The organism is Malaciobacter pacificus (genome assembly GCF_004214795.1).
Taxonomy (GTDB): Bacteria; Campylobacterota; Campylobacteria; order Campylobacterales; family Arcobacteraceae; genus Malaciobacter_A; species Malaciobacter_A pacificus.
In genome coordinates this window covers 1,333,334-1,359,183 of record NZ_CP035928.1, presented here as the reverse complement: position 1 = coordinate 1,359,183, position 25,850 = coordinate 1,333,334, and the positions used below count along the sequence as shown (strand labels likewise).

Genomic DNA, 25,850 nt, shown 5'->3' with positions numbered 1-25,850 from the left:
GTCTTGATTTTATCCAAAAATACTATAAATACTGGTTAAGATATTTTTAATTTTAGCTTTAATTGTATGAAAAATAATTATTTTAAACGAATGATGAAACAGTAATTTTAGAAGATTAAAACAAGCTATCAGGAGATTTTACTACTCACCTATTGCCAAAAATAAACATTTACCCCAATTACAATCAGCATAATTACAACATCAATTTTCCAGCTCCAGTAGTTAGCAATATTATTGAAACCATCATAGCTTGAATTGCTAGTTTCACCATCAAAACTATCTGGGCTACTACCATAAGGTGTGCCTCCTATATCAATTCCACCACCTGACATCGGTAAGCCTGTAGTTGGATTAAAATCATTCATAGTCAAGTTCTCCTATTCTTTTACGCATCAGTTTTTTTTATCGAATCTAAAACAAACTTAGCAAATGGCTCTATATTTTCATTTACACTTGCACTTTCAAGTGCATTCATATACTCATCTCTTCGTTCAACTCTAATAACAGTCCAGTTTATGCCACCAAGGATTAAAAAAGCATTCATAATAAATCTTGCCATTCTTCCATTTCCATCCATATATGGATGTATATATCCAAAAAGATGATGTCCTAAAACTGCTTTTACAAATGGGTCTTTTTCATTTGCTAATAATTCAAAATATGTTTCCATAGCATCTAATAATTCACACTCTTCAAGTGGCACATGTTGGGAGTTTCTTATAAATACTTGATGTCTTCTATATCCCACCAGGTCACTAGCTTTTAAAAGTCCAGATTGAACACTTGGAGTAAATAATTTAATAAACCATTTTGAGTGAAGCTTTTCGACAAATTTATTACCATATTTTTCTGTTGTCACTTCTTCTTTTAAATCATTTTTTATTTCATTAAAAGCTTCAAAATAGCCTTTAGCTGCAAGTGCATCTTTTGTTTTTTTATCACTGTCATCAAGCTCTGGGTTCCAGTTGCCTTTCATTACTTTTTCTATTAAATCATCTGTGATTTTATACCCTTCTATAGATAGTGAGTGATACATATCTTGCTCTTTTACAATTTCAAGCATAGATTCGATTTTTTGGGCTGTAAAAGTGGTTTTTGGTATACTTTGTCCAATCTTTTCTACCACATCTCTATAATTATTCCACATTGCTTCAAGTTTTAGTGATGTTACTGATCTTGGTTTATTTGATGATAAAAACCTTACGGCATCTTTGTTAAATGGATTTGTTGAACTAAGTGAGCCTCCAAATGTAGCATCATAGAGTGATTTTAAAATTCCAGCTTCTTCATTTCTATCAAAAAACAAAAGTGCCCCATGGATTCTACTTGCTGCTGTTGTCATTTTAGATTTTGAGTCGGTTAAAATTTCAATAGTTTTTTGAAAATCCCATTTTGAAGTCATAAGTATCTCTACTTCTTTTTGTTTATCTCTGTAGTATGTAGGTCCTGCTTTGCAAAGAGCATATTCTACACTCATCACATTTATACCTCGCAAGCTTGTAATATACTCTTTTTTAGGGAAGTTATTAGCATCTGGATAAGTTAAAAGCGATGTACCAAAAGGAAGTTTGATATTTGATACTGCTCCTGTTTTTGTGATGATTGAGATTTGTTTTGGAATATATCTATCATTGTTATGAAGTAAAAGTGAAGCTTCAGGGTTTAAGCAATAAGCGGATTTGAATCTTTTTTTGAGGTATTTATTTATAAATTCCCAATAATTTATATACCAAGATGTTGTTTCAAACTCCATCTCAGCAGGGCTTGATAAATAAACCCAACCGTTTATAATCTCTTTTAAAAATCCAGCTTTTTTAAGCTCTGTAACTTCAAGTGGTTCAAACTCTTTTGTTTCAAACACTTGTGATTTGTTTTGTAGTTTTTTTATTCTTTTAAGTCCAGAACTTAGTGCTTGATTTTTCATATTTTCCCTTTTTTTGTCTTAAAATCATTATATCATATTACTTTTGTTTTTGATATAAAATTACTTTGTTTTTTAAAATAAATTTACTTTTGTTTTTACTTATAGATTACTTTGCTAATCATTTTAAAATATTCAAAACTTCGATAAGTTGCTTTTCTGTTTTATCTGGAAATAAAAGTTTTAATTGGCTTAATTTTTCACTATCAACAGGAGTTACTGTTTTCTCGCCAAAAATCTCATCCAACATATCATCAATAACTTTACCAAATGAATAATAATTGATTTTTCCATATCTACTTGTAATAGTTTTATTTTGTTTATGCCCTAAAATCGCACCTGCAACATCATCTCCAATACCCATTCCATTTTTCAAATATGTAGCGATACAATTTCTTATTTGGTGGATTACTATTGGTTTATCTTTCCAATGACTTCTAATAGCTCCTTTACTATAAGGTTCATTTTTATTATTAATCTTTGTAAAAATATATCCACTTTGTTTAATACCAATAGACTCTAAAGTCTCTTTTAATCTATGGGATAAATGATAAATCATATCAACCCTTGCTTTGTTATTTAAAGCTCTTACGGTATAAATACTCTCTTCAAAATTTATATCACTCCACTCTAAAGTTACCACTTCACCAAATCTTCTTCCATGCATCAAAAACATAAAAATCTCTCTCACAGGAGTTAAAGGATAGTTTTTTAGCTCATTAAAAAGCTCTTTTATCTCTTCTAAAGATAGTTCCAAACCTCTTTCATTATTTAATGGTGGTAAATCTCTTTGAAGGGCTGGAGATGGGATATTTATACCAAATTTTGCCGCTTTCATATTAAAATATTTAAAAATTGGATTTACAGACTGATAAACACCTCTTGATGTTCTCTCTGCCATTCCTGCTTTTTTCATAGTTGATACAACTTTATGAATATCCTCTTCATCAATCATACCGATTGGTTTGTTCATAATTGATTTTAACCATTTATTATGAAATTGTTCAAACTTTTTTCGTGGAAACTCTTTTTTATCATCCCTTGCTTCATACTGAGCAACTTTATATTCTAAATATAACTCATAAACCTTACTATAAGGCATATCTGTTGTAAACTCTTGTTTTGTATATGCTTCAACACTTATTTCATCCATCAGGTTTTCATAAACTTTTGAAGCTTTTTTGATTGCATCAAGGAGTGTGGTATTTGGATCAAAAGGTATTGTTTTTTTAGTTTGTATCCTTTTTCCATTTATCATTTTAGAAGCTCTTACTAATAATTTATAAGGCTTTGTAAATATTATATTTGAATTTATAATTTTATTATCTTTGATTTTGCTAGATGGGATTTGCCCATCATCTTTGTAGCTCAAACCGCTAGTATTTATTTTTTTTAGATCAAATGTTAGAATCATTTATTTTTCCATTAATATAATCATTGGCTTTTTTAATTGTATCTTCAAGATTAGAAATAAAAAAAGTTTTTTTATATTCCTTTCTTTCACCATAAATTGTAATAGCTTTTCTTGCTTTCACTCTTGCTTCATCTGGTAATTTTAATCCATCAAATTTGCAAATCTTTCCATCATAATTTAAAAACTCATCATCGATAGTCACAGGTGTTGTCACAGAGATATTGTTATATCCAACAACAAAGTATTTGTTTAATTGTTTTTTTGTACAAACATTTTCATCTATTTTGTATTTATTAAATAACTTTTCTACTTTGGGAGTATAAACCAAAGAATTAAACATAATTATTTGTTTCGTTGTATTTTCATTGAATATATTTGCTTTTTGTTTTTTAGCTCTACTGCAACAGGGAACTAAATTATTAAGTTCATCATTCCCACCCTTTGATAAAGGCTGAATATAATCAATGTGCATATCAAACATAGTGATTGGTATTCCTGTGTAAAAACACAAACCATCATGAGCTTCCCATAGTGATCTTTTTAATTCTTGATTCATAACTAAATCCTTTAAATATGTACCGAATCGGGCACAAAAAAGTACACAATTTACTATATATATTTGAATCTAATTATATTTATTTATAGTTTAAAAGAATTTTAAAAGCCCTTAAATAAAGGCTTATACTGTGTCGTTTGTATGTAGGTGTGTCTTTATTTAAAGGCGATTCAAAATCGCATTCCACTGGAGTGCCGGTTCGATTCCGGCTGGAGGTACCATCTAATATTTTATTCAAAAACTAAAAAATAATAAAAACGAATCTATCTTTAAATATTAAAACTTTTTGGAAGCGCTGAAGATAAAATCAAATAATTAAGAACACTTCTGTATAATCTATCTAATTATAAAGTTATGGGAAGAGAATATATTATTTAATGAATAATCTGAAAATTAGAGAACTTTGTCTCAGCCAATGCAATATATATTATGAATACATAAAACAATTTACTGAGCATCATGGTAAAACTGTAACATCTGTTCATTCAATAAATCAATTAGATGACACTTTATATGAAATTAAACTTGAAAAACCCATTTTCAATTTTGATACTACATATTTTAAAAATAATATTAGTGGTGAATATTATTTTAATAATAAAGATTTACTAGTAAAAGAATATGACCATAAAAATAAACTTTTATATCTCAAAATTATTAAAGAAGATTTAAATTTTAGTGAATTGCAAGCACATCAATTTTTTGTTATAAATGATTTACTTTTTTTAATCACAAATTTAATTGAATGGTATGATAAGCATGGAAAAACATTAGGTTTTACAAATACTATACCTCTAATTGAAAATTATACATTAGATAATCTTTATGATACCACACTAAACGATAATCAAAGAGAAGCAATCAATACAATTTTTAATAATACTTATTCTTATATATGGGGTCCTCCTGGAACTGGGAAGACGAGAGCTGTATTATCTTGTTCTATAATAAACTATATAAAAAGTGATAAAAAAGTTTTAATTGTTGCTCCAACAAATGTTGCTTTAGAACAGATTTTATATGGAATTATTGAAAATACAGAAAAATTGGGAATATCAAAAAATAAATTTTTAAGAGTAGGTGTTCCTTCTAAAAAATTTGTAGAAAAACATTCTGAAATTTGTGAAGTTAGAGGTTTAGAACATGAAATATCTTTAATAGAAAATGAATTGAAAATTTTAAATAAAGTAATTAAATTTAGAGAAGGGAAAGAAATAACATCTGATTTGGAAAACATAAATTATTTATTAGCAGATATTATCGATTTCAAAGAGAACATAAAAAACTATGAAGCGAAGAAAGAAGATCTTCAACCTCTTTTAAATTTAATTACTCAACCACTTAAAAAATATCATTTTTCTAATAATTCAAAGATAATTAAAGATGCTATATTTAAAAGGAAAGATAATAGTTGTGTAAATTACAATGAAAAACTTATAGAAGAAAATAAACTTCATGAAGTTGTCAATATCAATTGCCTAAGAAATGAAATTAAAAGGATAGATAATAAGATCAATGAAATTTCAAAACAAATATTAGACATACTAAATAAAGCAAAAAGTTTTACAAAAAGTCAAAAAATCTATAATGAGATTTTTAAAGATTTAGATGATGATAATATCCAAGACAAAAGAAACCTTATTATTAAGAAAATAAATGATTTAAACAATTGGTCTATCAAATGGAAAAATAATATAGAAAATATTGCTAAATTATATAATGATGACCTAATCAATGAAGCGTTAGATGAACATCATAAAAATTTTGAAATGAATAGACTTATAAAGAGAATCAAAGAAATTGAGTTTAAAAGAAATGCACTTCTAGAACAGACTACTAAACTGAGAATTCAAGGTTCTCAAATTATTGCTATGACAATTGATGCATATATTCAATACACACTGAAAGATTCAATAACAGCAGACCACATATTTTGTGATGAAGCTGGATATATGTCAAATATTAAAGCCATCACATTATTTAGAAATAAATGTCCTATAACTTTTTTAGGTGACCATATGCAACTACCTCCTGTTTCGGAAGTAAGGAATGATGACTTAAATAGTATACAAAAAACATTTTTATGGAGTCAATCTTCTATTTTTTTTGAATCAATTTTTATACAAGAATATGAAAAAGATTTATTAGATGAATATTTAAATAAAATTACTCCAACATATAAAATAGCACAACAAACTAACTTAAATTTTACGCATAGGTTTGGAAATAATTTAGCACAAGTATTAGATAAATTTGTTTATAAATTTGGATTTAAGTCTGCTTCACAAAATTCTACTGAAATTATTTCAATACATACATCAAGCAACCCTATTGAAGTCTATGAGAGAAGTAATCAATGGGAAGTTGATTTAATAAAAAATTTTATACTAAATGAAGATATTAAGGATTTTGCTGTTTTAACTCCCTACAATAAACAAGTTCAATTACTCAAAAAAAATCTTGATAGAAAATATTATGAAAACATTATGACTATTCATAAAAGTCAAGGTAGTGAATGGGATACTGTTATTTTTAGTGTAGTAGATGATTCTCCTGCTGGTTCAGGTAAAAGAGGTGCATTTTTTACAAACTCTTTAAATCATAAATTCAATTCATTAAACTTAATAAATACGGTTGTAAGTAGAGCTAAAAAAAGGTTAATAATTGTATCTAATGAAAATTTTTGGCTTAGAGATGTTGAAAAACAACTCATTGGAAATTTAATAAAAATATCAAATAATAAATACATAAGAGAATAAGGACTTTTCTTTGCATTTAAAAAATTTTGCATATATTGTTTGTTCTTTTATAGTTGCATCATGGTAATCATTTTTAGAAAAGGCTTTTTTTACATCTTCAAATGAAAATTTTGATTCATCATATACGATATTCGTATTTTATCAACAATCAATTTTTCAAGAACATCATTAATTATTCAACTTTATTTTCATCCAACAATCCATTTAAAGCTGAATCAACAATTGGACCCACAGTTGTATTTTTAATTGTTGCATATCTTGAAGCAATACCACTTGGAATATGACCTAAAACAGTATCAACAATATTTTCACCTAGTAATTTTCTAATATCATTAGGTGCAATTTTATTTAATGGTTTTTTATAAATTATGTTGAGTTTTATAGTGACGATAAAGCTATAAAAAAGCTTTATTCAATCACTATTTTAAATTTAATTAGAATTTAACATTCATGCTTACCCAAAACTCTCTTCTTTTTTGAGCTAAATTATAACTATAAGCTGTTGCTGCATCACCGTTTTCATCAGTATAATCAGTTGTTCCACTAAAATCTTTATCAAACAAGTTATTTACTCTTCCATTTAAAGTAACATCATTTGATACTTTATATGAAGACCCTAAATTAAACACTTGATAATCTTCATAATAATCTAAACCTTCAACTCCTCTCCATCTATCTTTTTCTGCATTCATATTAATATATGTATTCCATTTTTTATTTATTTGCCAATCTAAAGTAAGATTATATAAATGTTTTGCAGTTGAAGATAATGGATTACCTGTATCTTCCCTTTGTGAATCTGTGTATGTGTAGTTTGCTTTAAAAGTTACATCTTTAGTGATTTTATATTTACCTGCTAATTCAATACCTTTAATTTGGGCTTCACCAACATTTTGTTTTTGTCTAGCACTTGTTGCTATTCCATCCCACTCAGAAGGTAATTGATTTTGAGTTAAAGTAACATTTTCAATTTTATCTTCAAAATCATTATTAAATATTGTAATATTAAAATTATGTCCAGCTTCATGAGTATAATAAGCTGCAATTTCACTACTTACACTTTTTTCAGGGTTTAAGTTAGGATTACCAACCCAAGGAGAAGTTCCTTGTCCTCCAAAACCAGTAATACCATCAAATAAATCTGTAGTTTTTGGAGTTTTATATCCTGTTGCAACACCACCTTTAAATGTCCAATTGTCATTTAAATTATAAATTGCATATCCTCTTGGGCTTAAATTACTTCCAAAAGACTCATGATTATCATATCTAAGACCTGTTGTAAATGATAAATTATCAGTAATAGCCCACGTATCTTCTGCAAATAAAGCCCACTGTTTATAATCTTCTACTACACCTGATTTTGTTTGAGCAGCATCTGTCATACCAAATACTCCATCTTCTAACTCAGCATCAACATATTGTGCTCCAATGATTAAAAAATGTTCTTCTAATGGCAGTTCATATTTTGCATCATAAGTCATAGTACTTGATTCTAAAGTTCTTGTTGGTCTTGGTAAAAGTGCTTCAAACTCAGCAATTTCTGCTGCTGTTCCATTTGCTCTAAAATCTTCTAAATCTGTATAGTTAGAATATAAACTATTCATAAATACTCTTTGTGTAGCATTTAAAGGTAGACTTCTTCCTAAATTACCTGTTTTAATGTAATGTGCTGAAATAGTACTTTTTCCAACTTCCCATTGTGCTTCATGCGAAATTGAGTATTGTTCCCTTTCCATTCTTTGTACAGGTGCATAACCAACTCTTGGAGAATATGCTCCTCTTCTTTCATACCATAAGTTTTCATAACTATCAACTGTTCCTACAAAACTTCCAGTGTTATCATATTTTTGTTTTGAAATATCATAATCTGCTTTTATTGTATGGTTTTCATTTGGTGTAAATGTTAAACTTGTACCAAAATTCCAATTTTGATTATCTACAGTTTTTCCTGCACCTCCAAATGTTGAACCATTTGATGTAATAGGAGTTGAAGCCTCTTTATCATAATAACTACCTCTTAAACTTAATCCTAGTTTATCTTTTACTAATGGCCCCATTAAAGCAAAATCTGTAGTTGTATCATTTCCAAATTGGCTATCACTTTGAAAAGTTTTACCATGTGTTATAGATCCAGTCCATTCACTAGTGATTTTTTTAGTTATGATATTTACAACACCACCCATAGCATCAGCACCATAAAGTGTAGACATAGGTCCTCTAACAACTTCTATTCTTTCTATCATTTCAAGTGGTGGTAAATTAGCGTTTTGAAATCCTCCAAAGTTATTTGGATATATATCACCATTATTATTTTGTTTTTTACCATCAATCATAATTAAAGTATAGTCACCACCCATACCTCTAATACTAATACTTCCCTGACCTGATTTATCTCTTGTTTCACCAATATCAATACCTTCAATATCTTTTAGGGCATCTAATAAATTAGTAAAAGGTTTTTTCGATAACTCTTCTTTAGAAATCACTGAAATACTAGCAGGTGCATCTGCTAATTTTTGTTCATAACCTGAAGCTGTTGTTACTGTTACATCATCTAGTAATGTTTCATTTGCTAATAAACTTTGACTAGTTAATAATATAGCCACACTACTTGCAATTTTTAATTTCAATTTTTATCCTTAGTAAATTGTTTTTATATTTTTTGCTGGCTACTTTTAGGAGATAATATTTGCTGGCTAATTAATATTCTTTTATTTAGTTAAAATTAACTTATCTGATTTTGTTATTCTTAATTGATACTCTTGTCCTTGGTGAATAATAGTTATTATATTTGATTCACTAAATATCTCTTTTGTGTCAATTTTTTCTTTTTTTTCTTTCATAGTTTTCCTACTTTATGAATTGTTAACAAAATGTAAATGGAATATTAATAAGTTAATACTTAAATAAACATTAATATTGATAACGACTATCATTAATATTATTTTAAGTGCTAAACTGATAATATATTAATAATGATTATTAATTTAGGATAAAAAATGAAAAAGCTTAGTCTAATCGAAAAAAATATGAAAATACATAACAACTTATGGAAAATCTACTCATCAACACTTTTTGTAGGAGTACTGCTAGTATTTTTTCAAGGTTATAATTAATGAGTGCAGTTGATAATAAAATGGATTTTGATAGATTTTTAAAAAACTTCAAAAAACATATTTCAAATCTAAAACTTAAAAACTCTTTGCAAAAAGATTATATTTTAAAAGCGTTATATTTTGAAGATGAACACTTAAATGCTGAAGAAATTACAGCAAAGGTGAAAAATGATTACAATATTGATATAGGTATTGCAACTGTTTATAGAGCATTAAAGTTCTTTGAGGACATAAATATTATTACATCACTTGATATTGGAGATGGTGCAAAAAAATATGAACTAAATTTATCAACTCATCATGACCACATGATTTGTACAAACTGTCATAAAATCATAGAATTCAATGATGATTTTATTGAAGATTCACAAGTTAGAATTGCTAAGGAAAATGGTTTTTTATTAAAAGACCATACTATGATTATATATGGTATTTGTGAAGAGTGTCAATAATAAGAAAAGAGCCTAAACTCTTTTCTTTTTCTTATTTTTTCTATTAAAATATAACATAAAACCTGTTATTGTAAATAGTGACATTAAAGCTGCTGCTATAAACATAGCTGTTTGACCAATAACACCAAAGTATTCACCTGTATGTAAAGGCAATATACTTCCCATTAATTTCTCATTTAATGGCTTATCCTCATATTTTTCTACTTTTATAATTTTTTGTGTATTTATATCTAACTCTAATAAGTTTGATGCTCTGTAGTGAGCTGGTTCTTTATCAAAATATCTAAAAGAGTAAAAAGAGCCTCCGTTAGGAAATCTAAATGATGCACTTGAATAATCATCTTTAACATAGTCTTTAAAAATAGTTATAGCTTTAGCATGTGAATCAAAACCTAATTGAGCTTGGCCACTAACTTTTTGCATAGGTACTTTTTTTCTTTCTTTTTTTTCAACTCCAGATATTGCATATAAACCATCTCTATACCAATCATATGACCAATATAAACCTGTCAATGAAGCTAATAAGTATAATGGAATAACCCACATACCAATAGCACTGTGCATAGTTGATAAAAAAGCTCTTCCTTTATGCTTAAATTTAAAAGTAAAACTTTTAAAGAATGCATGTTTTATTCTTCCCCAATAGATTATTATTGCACTTATAATTAAAATAATAAGTGAAATAGTAGAAATCGCAACTGTTTGCTTACCAATTTCTCTAGCATCACCAGGTAAAGCAAGCCATCTATGTAATCTAAGAACAAAACCAAAAAAATCTTTTCCTACAATTCCTGGTAAAATCTCTCCATTATAAGGATTAACAAAATAATCAATTCCCTTTCTAGCTGCTCTTCCATTTCCAGCACCTTGTACATTTATAATAACACTTGCACTTTCATCATTAAAAAAAGTAATACCTTGTATTTTATTTCCTGGCATTTTTGTTTGAAATTTTTCTAATAATTCTTCATTTGAAAGTCTGTTTTCACCCGTTACTTGAACAACATAACTATCACTATTTATAGTTTTTAATATCTCTTTCTCAAATGATAAAATAGCTCCAGTTGTTCCTACAATAAGTAGTATTATACCAGCTGTTATTCCTAAGAACCAGTGAATCTTAAACCATATTTTCTTATGCATTAAATATATGCTCCTTTTATTTTTTGAGAATTTTATCTTATTAATTTTAACCATTTATTAACAATTATAATAATGGTTATTAATATCTATTTTAAACTATTTATAAGCTTATTTTATTTATGATAATAATTATTAATATTAAAAGGTGGAAAATATCAAATAATCACTTCATTCAAAATGATATTATGAAAAAACTATTTTTTTCATTAATAAATAACCAAAAATGGAATACTGTAATAGAACTAATTGAAGAACAACAATTAAATATTAATTATAGAGATAACAAAGGAAGAAATGCTCTTTTTTGGGCAATTCATTCTTCTAATATACAAGCAATAGAAAAGCTTATTAAATTAGGGATAAATCAAAATGTAACTACAAACTTAACTGCTATTAATTATGCTGTTTATAAAGACAATGTGAAGATAATTAAATGTTTGAGAAATTGTGGCTTAGATATTAATCAAACAGATGATATTCACTCAACAGCATTAATTTATGCTGTTTTATATAATAAACTTAATAGTATAAATTATTTAGTTGATAATGGTGCGAATATATATCATGAAGATTTTTTAGGTAATAGTGCTTTTTCGCTTGCCTTTGATTTAAAAATCAAATATTTAATGGATAAATTCTCAAATTTATCTAAATAATAGAACTATATTAGTTCTATTATTCATATCTTAAAGCATCTATTGGATTTAGTCTTGCAGCTTTTCTTGCAGGAAAATATCCAAAAACAACCCCAATTAAAGTTGAAAATACAAAGGCAATTATTATAATCTCATGATTTATAATAAAGGGTAATTGCATCATAGAAACTGCCCCAAAACCAATACCTAAACCTAAAGCAATTCCAATTAATCCTCCTAGAGTTGATAAAACAACTGCTTCAACTAAAAATTGCAATAACACTTCATTCTCCATTGCTCCAATTGCAAGTCTTGTACCAATCTCTCTTGTCCTTTCTGTCACTGAAACTAGCATAATATTCATAATTCCAATTCCACCAACTAAAAGTGAAATAGCTGCAATAGAACCTAAAAGGTATGTTAAAGTCTCAGTAGTTGAAGTCATAGTTGAAAGTAAATCTTGCATATCTCTAATATGGAAGTTATCATCTTCATCTATTCCTATATTTCTTCTTTCTCTCATTAATGCTGTTATATCTTTTTTTGCTTTTTCAATATTTTTACTATTATTTATAGATAAAATAATTGTTCTAATATTTTTATTTCCTTTTACTTTTCTTTGATACATTCCAAGTGGTGCAACAATAATATCATCTTGGTCTCTACCAAAAGCTGCTGCTCCTTTTGATTTTAAAGTACCAATAACAGTACAAGAGAAACTTTTTAGTCTTATTTTTTCACCAATAGGATTAGCTCCTTCAAAAATCTGTTTTATTACAGTAGTTCCTAAAATACAAACTGATTTTCCTGCATTTAACTCAGATTCTTCAAATAATCGTCCCTTATCTAACTCCCAATTTTTAACTTGAAAAAAATCATTATTTGCTCCAACAACTTCACTTGCATAACTTTTATTTCCATAAATTACATTAATATTTGTATCATCTTCAGCAGAAACTCCTGATACATTTTGTATCTCATATTTTAAAGCCTCCATATCAGCTTCATCAAAATATCTAGCAGTGTTATCACTTCTAGGTGGTCCTCTTCTTTCTTGCCCAACACGAAGAGTTAACATATTTGTTCCAAGCTTTTTAATACCCTCTGTTACATTTGCAGTTGTTCCATCTCCAATCATTACCATTCCAATAACAGAAGCAACTCCAATTACAATTCCAAGAATTGTTAGGATTGACCTTAAAATGTTTCTTCTTATCTCTTTTATAGCTATTAAAAAAGCATTACTAAGCATTACTTATATCCTTTTTTTAAACTATCATCTATATGACCATCTCTAAAATAGATTGTTCTACTTGCATAAGAAGCCATCTCTTCTTCGTGCGTTACCATGATAATTGTAATACCAGATTCTTCATTTAATTTTTTTAATAAATTCATAATTTCAACACTTTTTATACTATCAAGATTTCCAGTTGGTTCATCTGCAAGTAAAATCAAAGGGTTTGTCACAATTGCTCTTGCAATTGCAACACGTTGTTGCTGCCCTCCTGATAATTGAGAAGGTGCATTATTTACAACACTTTCTAATCCCACTTTTTTTAATGCTTCATAAGCTAAAACTCTTCTTTGTTTAGCTGGGATTTTTCTATAAACCAGTGGTAACTCTACATTTTCTAAAGCACTTGTACGTCCTAACAGGTTAAAACTTTGAAATACAAAACCAATATAATTTCTTCTAATCAATGCCATTTGATTTCTATTTAAGTTTTCCACATGAATATCATTAAATAAATACTCTCCACTAGTAGGACTATCTAAACAACCTATCATATTCATAGAAGTAGATTTACCACTACCACTTGCACCCATAATAGCTACAAACTCACCTTGTTTTATGGATAGATTCACACCATTTAAAGCATAAGTTTTTGCTTCACCTTTACCATAAGTTTTAACAATATTTTTAAATTCAATTATTGTTTTATCACTACTCATTTATACTACTTTGTGAAACAATAACTTCATCATCTAAATTAAGTTTATCAGTTTTTATTGCTGTGAATTTACCATCAGTATCAATTACTTTTACTCTAATTTTTTTAGGAGTATTATTTTCTAAAACATAAATAGTTTTCATATCACTTGATTTATTAATCTCTTTTGAATTACTAGTTCTTCTTGGGAATTTGGGTCCAGACATTACATCTTTCATACTTTTATTTTTTACTTCATTATTTTTTGGTTTAAATCTAAAAGCAGCATTAGGAACTAACATTTGATTTCTTAATTGCTTAGTAAAAATTTGGGCAGTTGCTGTCATACCAGGTCTTAAAAGTAATTTATCATTATTTAATAAAACAACTGTTTCATATGTAATTACTCCACTTGATTCTATTGGGTTATATCTTACTTGTTTGATTTTTCCTTTAAATTTTTCATTTGGATATGCATCAACTGTAAATTCAACATCCAAATCTTTTTTAATATTTGCAACATCTGCTTCATCAATATTTACTATTAATTCCATTTTTGATAAATCTTTTGCAATTGTAAAAAGAAGTGGTGTAGAGTTAGTTGCAGCAACCGTTTGTCCAACTTCTACAGCTCTATGTAAAACTATTCCATTTATTGAAGATTTTACAACTGCTTTTTGTAGATTTTCTTCATCTGTTTTTAGATTATATTGAGCTTGCATAACTTTTGCTTGTGCACTCTCATAGGAAGCAAGGACACTTTCGTAATAAAATTTTGCATCATCAACTTCATTTTTTGAAGGATATTTACCGTTTGATTGTTTGTACATCTTCATAGTTCTGTCATAGTTTAGTTTTTTGTTATTTACATTTACTAAACTCTCTTTTTGATTTGCTTTTGCAATAGTTAGTGAAGCTTTAGAACTATTTACTTGAGATTGTAACTTTGTTGTATCAAGTTTTGCTAAAACCTGCCCTACTTTTACTTCATCATTATAATCAACATAAATCTCTTTTAATGTTCCTGATACTTCAATACCAATATCAACACTATTAGTTGGTTCTAAATTTCCTGTTGCTGTTACACTAACTATTACATTTCCATTTGTAACTTTTTTTGTATTATATGTGATTTTGTTTGATTGATTTTGATTATAAATAAAAGAATAGTAATAATAAATAGCTCCAAATACAATTAATAAAATTGCAAAAATCCATATATATTTTTTTGAAGATTTATTACTTGAATAATTTTCTAATTCACTTTGTAAATTTGTTTCCATTAACTTTTAGCCTTTGTCATAAAATATAGTTTTGAGTATTGTAGTTTGATATTTATATCATTGATTTTTAAATCAAATTCATTGATTTGCTTAGTATTTTTTAGTATTTCTAAATCATAATCAGAAGTCATTCCTGCACTATTTGATGTTGCATTTACAGAAATCAAGTCATTATATAACTCTAAATTTTCACTGATAGTTTTTCTATATTGTTCATAAGTATCAATTTGATTTATGATTTGTTCATAAGTGTAATCAAGCTCATTTTTTGTGTCATTTAAAGATACTTTTTGTTTAAGTACTTCAAGTTTTGATTTTTCTATTTTTGTATCTTTTGTAATATCAAAAATAGGCATTGATAGCTTTAAAGATATACTACCTGATGAGCTATCATCATTTGTATTATTTGTCAAATCATCATTATTTGAATATGATGCATTAGTTGAAATACTAACTTGAGGACCATAAGAGCTTTTTAATTCTTTATATGTAGTATTTAAAACATCAATTTTTGATTTCTCATACTTTAAATCTAAACTATTTTTAATAAACTTCTCTTTGTTTATATGTTTAAAATCTAAAATCTCTATTTCATCATATCTTAATGATGTATATTTAGATAATTCGTGTTCTAAATCTTTTAAAGAGTTTTTTAAAGAAATTGTATTTTTAAATTGAGTGTTTTTAGACATAATTGCATTATTTAGTTCTACAATATCTACCTTCCCAGCTTCATATTGTATTTTCTTTAAAATCAACTCTATGTGTTTATTTTTTAAATTATAATCACTTTGAGCTATCTGTATTTTTACTTTTTTCATATTTAACAAAGTTTCATATATTGTTTGAAGTATTGCTATATTTTCATTTTCCCATGAAATTAAATCTTGATTATATGTATCTTTCGCATTTTGAATTGAAAACTCTATACCACCCGATTGATATATGTTTTGAGAAAAACCAATTGAAATACTTTTTGATAAATTATCATTTTCACTAGAAAAAGAGTGAGTTCTATTTATAGTAGAGCTTAAATCAATTCTCCCAATCCATTCATCTTTTGAAGATTTATATTTTTCTTCTATTATTTGTTTTTCTAAAGTTCTTATTTCCTGTTTATCTTTTTGTAGTAGTTCTAGTTCATTAGAAAATAGTGAACTACACAAAAAAGGAAGAATTATTATTCTCTTCAAGAAAACTCCTTTTTTTTGAAATAGTAGTTAAACTTTTTTAACAAAATTTTAACAAAACTATTAATATTTTATTAATTAAGATAATTATTATCAATATTATATTAAGATTCCAAAATGGAAAGAAAAAAAAGTTTTTTAATCATATTAATTTTAATAGTATCAGCTCATGTATATCTATTTGCTCAACTTAAAGTTGAAGAGCCTAAAACAATTGTTGCACCAAAACCGAGTAGTAGCGCTGCTATAAAACTAAATAATGTAGTAATCAAAAAACAAGAAGTTAAGCCAAAACCTAAAAAAGTTGAGAAAGTAGTAGTTAAGAAAAAACCTATTATAAAAAAGAAACTTCCAAAAACAAAAAGTAAAAATATTGTTAAAGAAGTTAAGAAAAAAGTTAAGAAAAAGAAAATTGTTAAGAAAAAAATAGAGAAAAAAGTTGAAAAACCTGTTGAGAAACCTGTAAAAAAACCTGAACCTAAAAAAGTTTTTGAAAAAGAGCAAGTTCCCCAAGAGGTTTCTCAAAAAGCCCAAAAAAGTGAAAAAATCAATCCTAAGGTTTTAAAAGCTGTTGAAAATGAGTATCTATTAAAATTAAAAAGATTAATTGATAAAAATAAAAAGTATCCAAAAGCAGCAAAAAGACTTAATCAAACGGGAAAAGTTTATTTAAGTTTTACAATAGGCAAAAATGGAGAAATTAAAAATGTAAGAATTTCAAAAAATAGCATATACTCAAGATTAAATAAAGCGGCTATAGAAATTTTGACAAAAATTAAAAAGTTTGAGCCTATTCCAAAAGAATTAAATAAAAATAGTTGGGATATTACAGTTCCAGTAGCATATCAAATAGTTAGGAGTTAAATAGATGGAAATTGATTTATTAAGTTATATCAATAGAGGTGGAATAATAGTTTATGTACTAATATTTTTAAATATTATTGGTTTTACAATTATGTTTTGGAAGATAATTGTTCTATCTTTTTCAAAAGTTAAAAGTCAAAAAAATATTGATGAAATTGTAGAATTTGTAAAAAACAATAATATTGATTTAAAAAAAGAATCATTAGAAAATATTATTAGCAGAAAAGTTAAAAAATTAGAATTTGGACTAAATACTATCAAAATCATTGCTTCAATTGCACCACTAATTGGTTTATTAGGTACAGTTGTTGGGGTTTTAAACTCATTTGATTCTATAACAAAAAGTGGTTTAGGTGATCCAAGTATTTTCTCAAATGGTATTTCAATTGCACTTATCACAACAGTTGCAGGTCTAATCGTTGCTATTCCTCACTATATTGGATATAACTATATTACAGGTGTTTTAGATAGTTTAGAGTTAAAACTTCAAAAAGAGGTATTAAAAAACCTATGAGAAAAAGAGAAATATTAACACCAGATATCACGCCACTTGTTGATGTTGTTTTTATTTTATTAATTTTCTTTATAGTATCTTCAGTATTTAAAAAAGATGAATTAGCTCTTGTATTAAATCTTCCAACTTCAAGTGCAAAAGAGATTGAATTAAAACAAAAAGAGGTAATAATCGAATTAAGTGTTGATAAACTTGCAATTTATGGTAAAGAATTAACACTAGATGAACTTCATGAAAAACTAATTGAAATAGAAGATAAAACAAGAAATATTATATTTAGAATTGACAAAGAAGTTAAATACGAAAAAGTTGTAAAAGTCTTAGATGTAATTCAAAAAAACCAATTATTTAATATCTCATTAATTACAGAAACAAAAGAGTAAAATAAAATTTGCCTAAAATAAAATTATTTTATTATAATTGTATTTTAATATAATGTTGTTATAATAAATTATTACTAATTTTAGGCTGCTGTTTATGAAACTTATTTACTTATTATTATTTTCAATTATTTTTTCATATGCAAATAATTTAAATCCACATAAACTATCAAAAGATGAAATAACTTATCTACAATATTCACCTTTAAATATTTATTATAATGACTGGAAACCTTTTACTAGTTATGAAAATGGTATTATAGAAGGTTTATCTGCTGATATTATAAAGAATTTAGCTTCAAATTCAAATTTAAAGAGCCACTTGCAGATTATAAAAAACAACCCGTAATTTAAGCTGATTTAAATTTTAAAAAGTTGAATCAAACTTCAGATAAGTTATAATTTTTTACTACAAAAATTTAACAGAAGAGCGATTCAACTTATGGAAATTATTCTACCAAAAATATCTTCAAGTCTATCTAAAATGTGGACTAAGGTTTTAAATCTTGAAAATTCACTTTTTCCTTCTTTGAAAAGAGAGCTTCAATTAGAAGAGTTGTCAAATAAAGAGCAAAAGCTTATTAAGATATTAGACTTTGCTGCGATTGAAAAAAATATCACTGTCGTATCTATTACAAACACTCCAAAGCATAGAGAAGAGATTGCACGAGCATTTATTGCAAAGAGTGTTTACAATATCCAAACAACCAGAGACCTTATCGATAGACTTCATAGTGATAGAACGCTGAGGATCTTGTGTGGGTGGAGATATAAAAACGATATTCCAAGTGAGTCTAAATTTAGTAGAGTCTTTAAGGAGCTCAGTGAGCTTAAAATTGCACAAAAGACGCATGAGCAGTTTGTGAAGGAGTATCTAAGGGATACACTCTTTTTTTATAATGCAAGTGATGCAACAAAAATACCACTGAGAGAAAAACCTGTAAAAGTTGAAAAAGAAAAGTTTAAACCAAAAAGAAGAGGACGACCTAAAAAAGGTGAAACAAGAGAGCCTAAAACACCCAGTATCTTGCAGCAACAAGAAGATATGAAAACCACAAAGCAGATGCTATCTTTGGTATCAACGCAGTGTGGAGTTGGAAGAAAACAGAATTCCAAAGGCAACTTTGAAACATGGATAGGAGGGAAACTCCATATCAGTGTAGTAGATGGAGATATCCCTATTACTGCTATTTATTCAGGGGCAAATGTTCATGATAGCTCAGTAGCACTTCCTCTTATAAACGAGACAAGCAAAAAAGTATCATATCTTTATGACTTACAAGATGCAGGATACGACAGCAATATTATCAGAGATTTTTCCAAAAAACTAAATCATAGACCGCTTATTGATATCAATCCGAAGAACTCCAAAGAGTTAAAAGGAAAAATTCAACTTATAAAAGATGAAAAAAAGAAATTTAAAATTCTAAACCTTACTCAAAGTTTAGATACCCATCACTATAACCAAAGAAGTATGGTTGAGAGAGTCAATAAATACCTCAAAGAAGACTTTGGATGCAGTAATATTTATTATAAAGGAGCTACAAAAGTAGCTTCTGTTTTAGCATTTGGTATTTTATCAGTTTGTATTCATCAGAGTTTGAAACTGGTAACATAACTTTTAGCTAAAAACACTAAAAATTAGCCATTTTTAAAACTCAACCATCAAGCACGCACCCAATAATAGTTTTTTATCTAAAATTGACCCATAAAGCGGTAAAATGATTAAAAGTTTAAAAGATCTGCTTGATAAGCTTAGTAGGTTTACAAATTCACTAGTTTATGATGGTGGAATTTGCAAGCGGCTCTTAAAATTAAATTTTATAAAAGTTGATAGTTTTTCAAATGCATTGTATAAAGTAAATGAAGATAAATTTGGAGCAATTATATCAACATCAGCAACAAAAGACAGAGAAAAATATGCTCTATTTTCTAAACCTTATATATCTTTTCCAATATCAATTGCAACAAAATTAAATACAGAAAATATTTTAGATTTAAATGAACTAAATGGTAAAAAAATAGCAGTAGGAAAAAATTTTACTGCCTACAAACTATTAGAAAGAAACTACCCAAATATTCAGCTTATTCCTGTAAAAAATACGATTGAAGCTTTATATTTATTATCTAAAGATAAAGTTGATGCAGCAGCTGATATTAACCCTGTTTTAGTATATTACATAACTCAAAATAATTACAATGAAATAAAAATAACTGCAAATAGTAAATTCAATGTTGATTTACAAATTATGGTAAATAAAGAAAATAGAGAAATAATACCAATTTTAAATAAACTTATTGAAGATATTAATCCTAAAACAAAGCAAAATATAACAAATAAATGGATTTATACTAAACAAGTTACAAAAATAGATTACTCAACAATAATTCTTATTATTTTTATATCGATTATCATAATAAGTTTTTTAATTTACAGACAGTTTTTATTGGAAAAATATCAAAACAAATTAGAAGATAGTGAATTTAGATGGAAGTTTGCTATTGAAGGTAGTGGAGATGGACTTTGGGATTGGAATTTAGAAACAAATAATGTTTTTTACTCTAAACAATGGAAAAAATTATTTGGTTTTAGAGAAGATGAAATCACTTCTGATTTAAAAGAATGGCACAACAGAATAAACCCTAATCAATTAGAATATGTCTTAAAAAAAATGGAAGAACATATTCATGGTATAACAAAAGAGTATGAGTGTGAATATCAAATTTTATGCAAAAACAATACATTTAAATGGATATTAGATAGAGGGGTTATTGTAAAGAGAGACTCAAGTAATAATCCAACTAGAATAATTGGGACACACAAAGATATTACTAAAAGAAAAGAGCTTTTAGAAGAGATTCAATTAGTAAAAAATCAGTTTGAAAATATGTTTAAAACACATGATTCAGTAATGCTTTTAATATCTCCAGATACTGGTGCAATATTAGATGCTAATCTAAGTGCTACAAATTTTTATGGCTATAGCTATACTGAGTTTACCACTATGAATATTTCTCAAATAAACGTATCATCTAAAGATGAAATACAAAATAGTATTAATAGTGCAAAAAGTTTTAAAAATAATAAATTTGTATTTCCACATAAATTAAAAAATGGTCAAATAAAAAATGTTGAAGTCTACTCTTCACCTATTGAAACACAAAAAGGAATAATTCTTTTTTCAATTATTAAAGATGTTACAAATGAAAAAGAGTTAGAGAAAGAGATTGTTAAACAAATAAATTTCACATCAACATTAATTGACAATGCAAATGCAATTATTGCTGTTATAGATGCAACTGGTACTATGTTTAAAATAAATAAATATGGTCAAGAATATGTTGGTTACTCTCAAGAAGAAATTGCAAGTGCTCCATATTTTTGGGACAAATTTTTACCAGAAAATAAAAGAAATAACGTAATTGAAATTATAAAAAAAGCACAAAAAGGAGAAATTGTAAAATCATTTAAAAATAGTTGGTTATCAAAAACAGGTGAAGAAAAAATATTTGAGTGGTCAAATACTTTGATAAAAAAACCCGATGGCACTATGGATTATTTAGCAACTATTGGTATTGATATTACACAAAAAGAAAAAACGCAAGAATTAATTCTAGCACAAAAAATGGAATTTGAATCAATATTTAAATTTAGTAGTGATGGTATTGCAATAACTGATTTAGAGACAAATTTTTTAGAATTTAATGAAGCTTATTTAAATATAACTGGATTTACAAGGGATGAGCTGCTTCAAAAATCAAGTTTAGAATTAACTGTTCCTGAACTTAGAAAACATATGAAAAGTTTGATAAAAAAAGCTATTACTTATGGACACATTAAAAATTTCCAAAAAGAATCAATCGTAGCAAATAATAGAAGAATTGCATTAAATATGAGTATTACACTTCTTCCAAATCAAGAAAAGCTTTTAATCATTATAAAAGATGTAACAACAATCAAAATTTTAGAAGAACAAGCTAGATTAGCTTCAATGGGTGAAATGATTGGAAATATTGCTCACCAATGGAGACAACCTTTAAGTATTATCAGCACAGTTGCAAGTGGTATCAAATTAAGCGTTGAAATAGATAAAAAAGATGATGAAGAATTAGTAAAATCAAGTAATAAAATCATTGAACAAACACTGTATTTATCAAAAACAATTGATGATTTTAGGAATTTTATAAAAGAAGACAAAGAGTTTAAATTAATATTTATAAATGATATTATTATGGAATCTTTAAAATTATTAGATTCATCTATTAAAAATAACTACATTAAAATAGAAAAAGAGATTTTTGACAATATAGAAGTTAATGGTAATAAAAACGAACTACAACAAGCAATAATAAATATATTAAATAATGCAATTGACTTTTTAAAAGAAAAAATAGAAGATCAAAACAACCGATATATTTTTATAAAAACAAAAAAAATAGACACAAATTCTTTAGAGTTAACTATCTTAGATTCAGCAGGTGGAATTAATAAAAAAATCATAGATAGAATCTTTGAACCATATTTCACTACAAAACATCAATCAATTGGAACGGGACTTGGTCTTTCTATGGTTGATAAAATATTAAGAGAAAAACATCATTTTGAAATTGCTGCTTATAATGAAGAATTTACATATAATAGTAAGAAATATAAAGGTGCATGTTTTAAAGTTCTATTTAAAAAACAAGATAGTTAGTTTTTCTTTTCATTAATATTTAGATATTATACGAAAAAAATAAAAGTATAAAAGGAATAGCTCATCAAAACTTTCAACGAAAACAAACTAGATTCAAATATTATTAAAGCAATAGATGAATTAGGATTTGATAAGCCTACACAAATACAACAAAAAGCAATTCCAATTGCAATGAAAGGTAAAGACCTGCTAGGAACTGCACAAAGTGGTTCTGGTAAAACAGCAGCTTTTTTATTACCAATATTAAATAATTTAGCACAAACAAGAATTGAAGTTCCAGTTTTAAGAGCTTTAATTATAGCTCCAACAAGAGAATTAGCAAAACAAATATCTCAAGCAGTTGATGATTTAGGAAAATATTTAGATATTAAAAATACTACTATTTTTGGTGGTGTATCATTAAAAGATCAAGAAAAGAAAATTGCAAACGGTCTTGATATAGTTGTAGCAACAACAGGCAGACTAATGGAACATCTTAGAAATAATACTATTGATTTATCAAGTATTACTCATGTTGTAATTGATGAAGTTGATACAATTTTAGCTATGGGATTTTTAGAAGATTTAGAAGCAATTTTGCCAAATGTTGGGCCAAATAGACAAATCATGATGTTTTCAGCAACTCTAAATCAAAATGTTAAAAAACTAGCAAAAGAGTTTTTAAATGACCCTGCTGTTGTTGAAGTAGTAAATCAAAGAAGTAGTGTTGATATTATTGAGCAAAGGGTTATTGAAGTAGATCCAAATCAAAAAGCTCCCCTGCTTTCATATCTAATTGGTTCTCAAAACTATCCACAAGTTTTAGTATTTGTAAATACTAAAAAAATAGCAGATGCCTTAGTGCGACACTTTGAGCTTGATGGTCTTCCAAGTGCTTGTATTCATGGAGATGTAAGACAATCAGCTCGTGCTAAAGCTTTAAGAAAGTTCAAAGAAGGAGAAATCAGAGTATTAGTTGCTACTGATATTGCAGCACGTGGAATTGATATAGAAATGCTTCCTGTTGTAGTAAACTTTGAATTACCAGAAACAATTGCTGATTATACACATAGAATTGGAAGAACAGGAAGAGCTGGAAATCCTGGAACTGCAATTACACTATTAAGTGTAAAAGATTATAGAATGATGATGGATATTGAAAAAGAGTTGATTTTAGATTTAGGTAGACAAACTGTTGAAGATTTTGAACCAACAGAAAAAAAACCAAGACTTGTAAAACCAAAACCTAAAAAACTTAGTGAAAAAAAAGCTGGGAATAGAGAAAAAGTAGCTAAAAGAGGTCCAAAAAAATCAAAAAAAACAACAAAAAGAGATGAAGGTAGAAGTTTTAGAAGATAATTTTCCTATGCCTAATCCTACAAAAGTAGATTAGGCACTAACTTGTCCTTTTAAAATATCACTATGGGCTTTGGGAGAGATTCCAAACATTCTAGAATACTCTCTACTAAATTGAGATGGTGATTCATACCCTACTGCAAAAGCCACCTCACTAACTTCAATATTTCTAACAGATAATATTTGCTTAGCTTCTTGGAGTCTAAGATTTTTTTGAAACTGTATTGGTGTCATTGAAGTAATTGTTTTAAAATTTTGATATAAAGATGATTCACTCATTTCAACAAGGTTTGCTAATTCTTTAATATTTAATTTTTCATTAAATTTATTTTTAATCTCAGTAATAGCCTTAACAACCTTATTTGATGTTGTACCTTCCATTACAAATTTATTTAAGAAGTATCCACTTTTATCATTTATTAGCTTATATAAAATCTCTTTTATAATAAAAGGAGCTAAATACTCAATATCTTCTTTGGGCTTTTCAAGTAACTTAACTAATCTAGTCATTGGTTCATATAAAGAGTAGTTTAAATCATCAAAGAAAAGTCCTTTTTCTGATTTTTTTTGAAACTCTAATTTTGATGGATTAGTATTTTTTAATACTTCGTAAATATCTTCTAATCCAAATCTAATTCTAAAAGATAAATAAGGAGTATCTTCACTTGCTTCTAATATCCTAATATTTGCAGGTACATGTGTTGATGAAAGTAAATACTCACTTGGACTATATTGGTAAAGTTTTTCTCCAAAACCAACGGCTTTTGACCCTTGTAATATAACGCAAAGTGATGGCTCATACATTATTGCATCGAACTCTGTAGTTGATGTAGAATAGAAAAAATCTAAACACTCAATTTCACTTTGTAATAATCCATTTTCTAAACTATATTTTTTATTTATAAATTCTATTAAATCTTCTCTTGCTTGTACTAAATAATCTTCCATAATAATCCTTTTAAGCAATATAATCCATTTTAATTATATTAAATATTTATAGATTAAACAAGAAAAATTCTGTATATTTCTTGCCCAATTCTCCATTTTTTAAATATTTGTAGTATTGTGCAAGAAATTTACAAAATCATTCTAGTGATTATTTTATTGTTAATATATACTTTAAATATATCAATTTAAAGGACTTAAATATGAAATTAATTACAACTACGGCAGTTTTAGCCTTATTATCGATTAGTCAAACTCAAGCAAGTGAAATTAAAAATGAACAAACTATTACAAGACTTGAAGATAGAAAATCTATTGTTGTAAACAAAACAGATTTTAAAAAGTATTTTAGTGGTGGAGAAGTTAGAATCGACCCTGTCTATCCAAAAGGAAATACAAAAACTCACTCAGGAGCATATGTAACTTTTGAACCAGGAGCAAGATCAAACTGGCACACTCATCCAGCAGGTCAGCATATCATAGTTACAAAAGGTGTTGGATATACACAAACTTGGGATGGTAAAAAAGAGACAGTAAAAGAAGGTGATGTTGTTTGGTGTCCAATTGGTGTAAAACACTGGCATGGAGCATCAAAAGATATTGCAATGACTCACTTAGTAATTACTGGTGCAGTTGAAAAAACAGGTAAAAATGTAAACTGGATGGAACCAGTAACTGATGAACAATATAATTCAAAATAAAAGGATTTATG

General features: G+C 27.0%; 23 protein-coding genes. 11 read left to right on the top strand and 12 right to left on the bottom strand.

The features are described 5' to 3' along the window. Positions 1-149: 149 nt before the first annotated feature. The 4 genes from APAC_RS06860 to APAC_RS06845 all read right to left on the bottom strand — a co-directional run bounded on the left by APAC_RS06860 (position 150) and on the right by APAC_RS06845 (position 3,891). On the bottom strand, positions 150-365 hold the full coding sequence (locus tag APAC_RS06860) for a hypothetical protein (protein ID WP_128985720.1): 216 nt from the start codon (positions 363-365) through the stop codon (positions 150-152). Between the two features lie 20 nt (positions 366-385). Then, the gene (locus tag APAC_RS06855) at positions 386-1,924 is read right to left on the bottom strand and encodes a Fic family protein (protein ID WP_130233402.1); all 1,539 of its coding nucleotides are present in this window, start codon (positions 1,922-1,924) and stop codon (positions 386-388) included. 118 nt (positions 1,925-2,042) lie between these two features. Then, on the bottom strand, positions 2,043-3,335 hold the full coding sequence (locus tag APAC_RS06850) for a tyrosine-type recombinase/integrase (protein WP_130233401.1): 1,293 nt from the start codon (positions 3,333-3,335) through the stop codon (positions 2,043-2,045). Further along, positions 3,319-3,891: an HNH endonuclease gene (locus APAC_RS06845; RefSeq protein ID WP_130233400.1), complete on the bottom strand. Its 573-nt coding sequence runs from the start codon at positions 3,889-3,891 to the stop codon at positions 3,319-3,321. Before APAC_RS06845 ends, APAC_RS06850 begins: the two co-directional genes overlap by 17 nt. Before the next feature lie 377 nt (positions 3,892-4,268). Here APAC_RS06845 and APAC_RS06840 point away from each other — a divergent pair, with 377 nt between their 5' ends. Further along, complete coding sequence (locus APAC_RS06840) at positions 4,269-6,650, top strand: AAA domain-containing protein (RefSeq protein ID WP_130233399.1); 2,382 nt, start codon at positions 4,269-4,271, stop codon at positions 6,648-6,650. A 434-nt stretch (positions 6,651-7,084) separates the two neighbouring features. On the opposite strand, the gene APAC_RS06835 is transcribed toward APAC_RS06840, so the two are convergent. Then, a complete protein-coding gene (locus tag APAC_RS06835; RefSeq protein WP_130233398.1) occupies positions 7,085-9,280 on the bottom strand; it encodes a TonB-dependent receptor domain-containing protein in 2,196 nt (731 codons plus the stop codon). A gap of 81 nt (positions 9,281-9,361) precedes the next feature. Next, complete coding sequence (hemP, locus tag APAC_RS06830; RefSeq protein WP_130233397.1) at positions 9,362-9,493, bottom strand: hemin uptake protein HemP; 132 nt, start codon at positions 9,491-9,493, stop codon at positions 9,362-9,364. A gap of 272 nt (positions 9,494-9,765) precedes the next feature. On the opposite strand from hemP, the gene APAC_RS06825 reads away from it, so the two are divergent. Further along, positions 9,766-10,218: a Fur family transcriptional regulator gene (locus APAC_RS06825; RefSeq protein ID WP_130233396.1), complete on the top strand. Its 453-nt coding sequence runs from the start codon at positions 9,766-9,768 to the stop codon at positions 10,216-10,218. A gap of 12 nt (positions 10,219-10,230) precedes the next feature. Here APAC_RS06825 and APAC_RS06820 read toward each other — a convergent pair whose 3' ends face one another. Next, the gene (locus APAC_RS06820; RefSeq protein ID WP_130233395.1) at positions 10,231-11,361 is read right to left on the bottom strand and encodes a PepSY-associated TM helix domain-containing protein; all 1,131 of its coding nucleotides are present in this window, start codon (positions 11,359-11,361) and stop codon (positions 10,231-10,233) included. A gap of 119 nt (positions 11,362-11,480) precedes the next feature. Between APAC_RS06820 and APAC_RS06815 the strand changes: the two genes are divergently transcribed. Beyond that, positions 11,481-12,017: an ankyrin repeat domain-containing protein gene (locus APAC_RS06815; RefSeq protein WP_228255894.1), complete on the top strand. Its 537-nt coding sequence runs from the start codon at positions 11,481-11,483 to the stop codon at positions 12,015-12,017. Between the two features lie 19 nt (positions 12,018-12,036). On the opposite strand, the gene APAC_RS06810 is transcribed toward APAC_RS06815, so the two are convergent. From APAC_RS06810 to APAC_RS06795, 4 genes are read right to left on the bottom strand one after another with little or no spacing between them, the layout of a single operon-like run. After that, positions 12,037-13,248, bottom strand: coding sequence for an ABC transporter permease (locus tag APAC_RS06810; RefSeq protein ID WP_130233394.1), 1,212 nt, complete (start codon positions 13,246-13,248; stop codon positions 12,037-12,039). Beyond that, a complete protein-coding gene (locus APAC_RS06805) occupies positions 13,248-13,952 on the bottom strand; it encodes an ABC transporter ATP-binding protein (RefSeq protein ID WP_130233393.1) in 705 nt (234 codons plus the stop codon). The genes APAC_RS06810 and APAC_RS06805 overlap by 1 nt, the downstream gene beginning before the upstream one ends. After that, positions 13,945-15,213: an efflux RND transporter periplasmic adaptor subunit gene (locus APAC_RS06800; RefSeq protein WP_130233392.1), complete on the bottom strand. Its 1,269-nt coding sequence runs from the start codon at positions 15,211-15,213 to the stop codon at positions 13,945-13,947. Before APAC_RS06800 ends, APAC_RS06805 begins: the two co-directional genes overlap by 8 nt. Then, positions 15,213-16,406, bottom strand: a complete 1,194-nt coding sequence (locus APAC_RS06795; protein WP_130233391.1) for a TolC family protein — start codon at positions 16,404-16,406, stop codon at positions 15,213-15,215. Before APAC_RS06795 ends, APAC_RS06800 begins: the two co-directional genes overlap by 1 nt. 114 nt (positions 16,407-16,520) lie before the next feature. On the opposite strand from APAC_RS06795, the gene APAC_RS06790 reads away from it, so the two are divergent. From APAC_RS06790 to APAC_RS06760, 7 genes are all read left to right on the top strand, one after another. Further along, on the top strand, positions 16,521-17,267 hold the full coding sequence (locus tag APAC_RS06790; RefSeq protein WP_130233390.1) for an energy transducer TonB: 747 nt from the start codon (positions 16,521-16,523) through the stop codon (positions 17,265-17,267). A 4-nt stretch (positions 17,268-17,271) separates the two neighbouring features. Continuing rightward, positions 17,272-17,781 carry a MotA/TolQ/ExbB proton channel family protein gene (locus APAC_RS06785; protein ID WP_188353736.1) on the top strand — a complete coding sequence of 170 codons (510 nt, stop codon included), beginning with the start codon at positions 17,272-17,274 and terminating at the stop codon, positions 17,779-17,781. Further along, entirely contained in the window at positions 17,778-18,164 is a 387-nt protein-coding gene (locus APAC_RS06780) for an ExbD/TolR family protein (RefSeq protein WP_130233389.1), read from the top strand. The genes APAC_RS06785 and APAC_RS06780 overlap by 4 nt, the downstream gene beginning before the upstream one ends. Positions 18,165-18,258: 94 nt before the next feature. Beyond that, the gene (locus APAC_RS06775) at positions 18,259-18,510 is read left to right on the top strand and encodes a hypothetical protein (protein WP_130233388.1); all 252 of its coding nucleotides are present in this window, start codon (positions 18,259-18,261) and stop codon (positions 18,508-18,510) included. A gap of 93 nt (positions 18,511-18,603) precedes the next feature. Beyond that, positions 18,604-19,779: a transposase gene (locus tag APAC_RS06770; RefSeq protein ID WP_130232576.1), complete on the top strand. Its 1,176-nt coding sequence runs from the start codon at positions 18,604-18,606 to the stop codon at positions 19,777-19,779. 103 nt (positions 19,780-19,882) lie between these two features. Further along, complete coding sequence (locus APAC_RS06765) at positions 19,883-22,858, top strand: PAS domain S-box protein (RefSeq protein WP_130233387.1); 2,976 nt, start codon at positions 19,883-19,885, stop codon at positions 22,856-22,858. Positions 22,859-22,921: 63 nt separating this feature from the next. Then, positions 22,922-24,196 carry a DEAD/DEAH box helicase gene (locus APAC_RS06760; RefSeq protein ID WP_337584621.1) on the top strand — a complete coding sequence of 425 codons (1,275 nt, stop codon included), beginning with the start codon at positions 22,922-22,924 and terminating at the stop codon, positions 24,194-24,196. 30 nt (positions 24,197-24,226) lie between these two features. Here the strand turns inward: APAC_RS06760 and APAC_RS06755 are convergent, their stop codons facing one another. After that, positions 24,227-25,141 carry an AraC family transcriptional regulator gene (locus APAC_RS06755; RefSeq protein WP_130233385.1) on the bottom strand — a complete coding sequence of 305 codons (915 nt, stop codon included), beginning with the start codon at positions 25,139-25,141 and terminating at the stop codon, positions 24,227-24,229. A gap of 200 nt (positions 25,142-25,341) precedes the next feature. On the opposite strand from APAC_RS06755, the gene APAC_RS06750 reads away from it, so the two are divergent. Continuing rightward, the gene (locus tag APAC_RS06750; RefSeq protein WP_130233384.1) at positions 25,342-25,839 is read left to right on the top strand and encodes a (R)-mandelonitrile lyase; all 498 of its coding nucleotides are present in this window, start codon (positions 25,342-25,344) and stop codon (positions 25,837-25,839) included. The last annotated feature ends 11 nt before the right edge of the window (positions 25,840-25,850 follow it).

Excerpts from the sequence above, each read along its gene's own strand:
- APAC_RS06860 (WP_128985720.1), bottom strand. The coding sequence starts at position 365 with ATGAATGATTTTAATCCAACTACAGGCTTACCGATGTCAGGTGGTGGA.
- APAC_RS06855 (WP_130233402.1), bottom strand. The coding sequence starts at position 1,924 with ATGAAAAATCAAGCACTAAGTTCTGGACTTAAAAGAATAAAAAAACTA.
- APAC_RS06850 (WP_130233401.1), bottom strand. The coding sequence starts at position 3,335 with ATGATTCTAACATTTGATCTAAAAAAAATAAATACTAGCGGTTTGAGC.
- APAC_RS06845 (WP_130233400.1), bottom strand. The coding sequence starts at position 3,891 with ATGAATCAAGAATTAAAAAGATCACTATGGGAAGCTCATGATGGTTTG.
- APAC_RS06840 (WP_130233399.1), top strand. The coding sequence starts at position 4,269 with ATGAATAATCTGAAAATTAGAGAACTTTGTCTCAGCCAATGCAATATA.
- hemP (WP_130233397.1), bottom strand. The coding sequence starts at position 9,493 with ATGAAAGAAAAAAAAGAAAAAATTGACACAAAAGAGATATTTAGTGAA.
- APAC_RS06825 (WP_130233396.1), top strand. The coding sequence starts at position 9,766 with ATGAGTGCAGTTGATAATAAAATGGATTTTGATAGATTTTTAAAAAAC.
- APAC_RS06820 (WP_130233395.1), bottom strand. The coding sequence starts at position 11,361 with ATGCATAAGAAAATATGGTTTAAGATTCACTGGTTCTTAGGAATAACA.
- APAC_RS06815 (WP_228255894.1), top strand. The coding sequence starts at position 11,481 with ATGATAATAATTATTAATATTAAAAGGTGGAAAATATCAAATAATCAC.
- APAC_RS06810 (WP_130233394.1), bottom strand. The coding sequence starts at position 13,248 with ATGCTTAGTAATGCTTTTTTAATAGCTATAAAAGAGATAAGAAGAAAC.
- APAC_RS06805 (WP_130233393.1), bottom strand. The coding sequence starts at position 13,952 with ATGAGTAGTGATAAAACAATAATTGAATTTAAAAATATTGTTAAAACT.
- APAC_RS06800 (WP_130233392.1), bottom strand. The coding sequence starts at position 15,213 with ATGGAAACAAATTTACAAAGTGAATTAGAAAATTATTCAAGTAATAAA.
- APAC_RS06790 (WP_130233390.1), top strand. The coding sequence starts at position 16,521 with ATGGAAAGAAAAAAAAGTTTTTTAATCATATTAATTTTAATAGTATCA.
- APAC_RS06785 (WP_188353736.1), top strand. The coding sequence starts at position 17,272 with ATGGAAATTGATTTATTAAGTTATATCAATAGAGGTGGAATAATAGTT.
- APAC_RS06780 (WP_130233389.1), top strand. The coding sequence starts at position 17,778 with ATGAGAAAAAGAGAAATATTAACACCAGATATCACGCCACTTGTTGAT.
- APAC_RS06775 (WP_130233388.1), top strand. The coding sequence starts at position 18,259 with ATGAAACTTATTTACTTATTATTATTTTCAATTATTTTTTCATATGCA.
- APAC_RS06770 (WP_130232576.1), top strand. The coding sequence starts at position 18,604 with ATGGAAATTATTCTACCAAAAATATCTTCAAGTCTATCTAAAATGTGG.
- APAC_RS06765 (WP_130233387.1), top strand. The coding sequence starts at position 19,883 with ATGATTAAAAGTTTAAAAGATCTGCTTGATAAGCTTAGTAGGTTTACA.
- APAC_RS06755 (WP_130233385.1), bottom strand. The coding sequence starts at position 25,141 with ATGGAAGATTATTTAGTACAAGCAAGAGAAGATTTAATAGAATTTATA.
- APAC_RS06750 (WP_130233384.1), top strand. The coding sequence starts at position 25,342 with ATGAAATTAATTACAACTACGGCAGTTTTAGCCTTATTATCGATTAGT.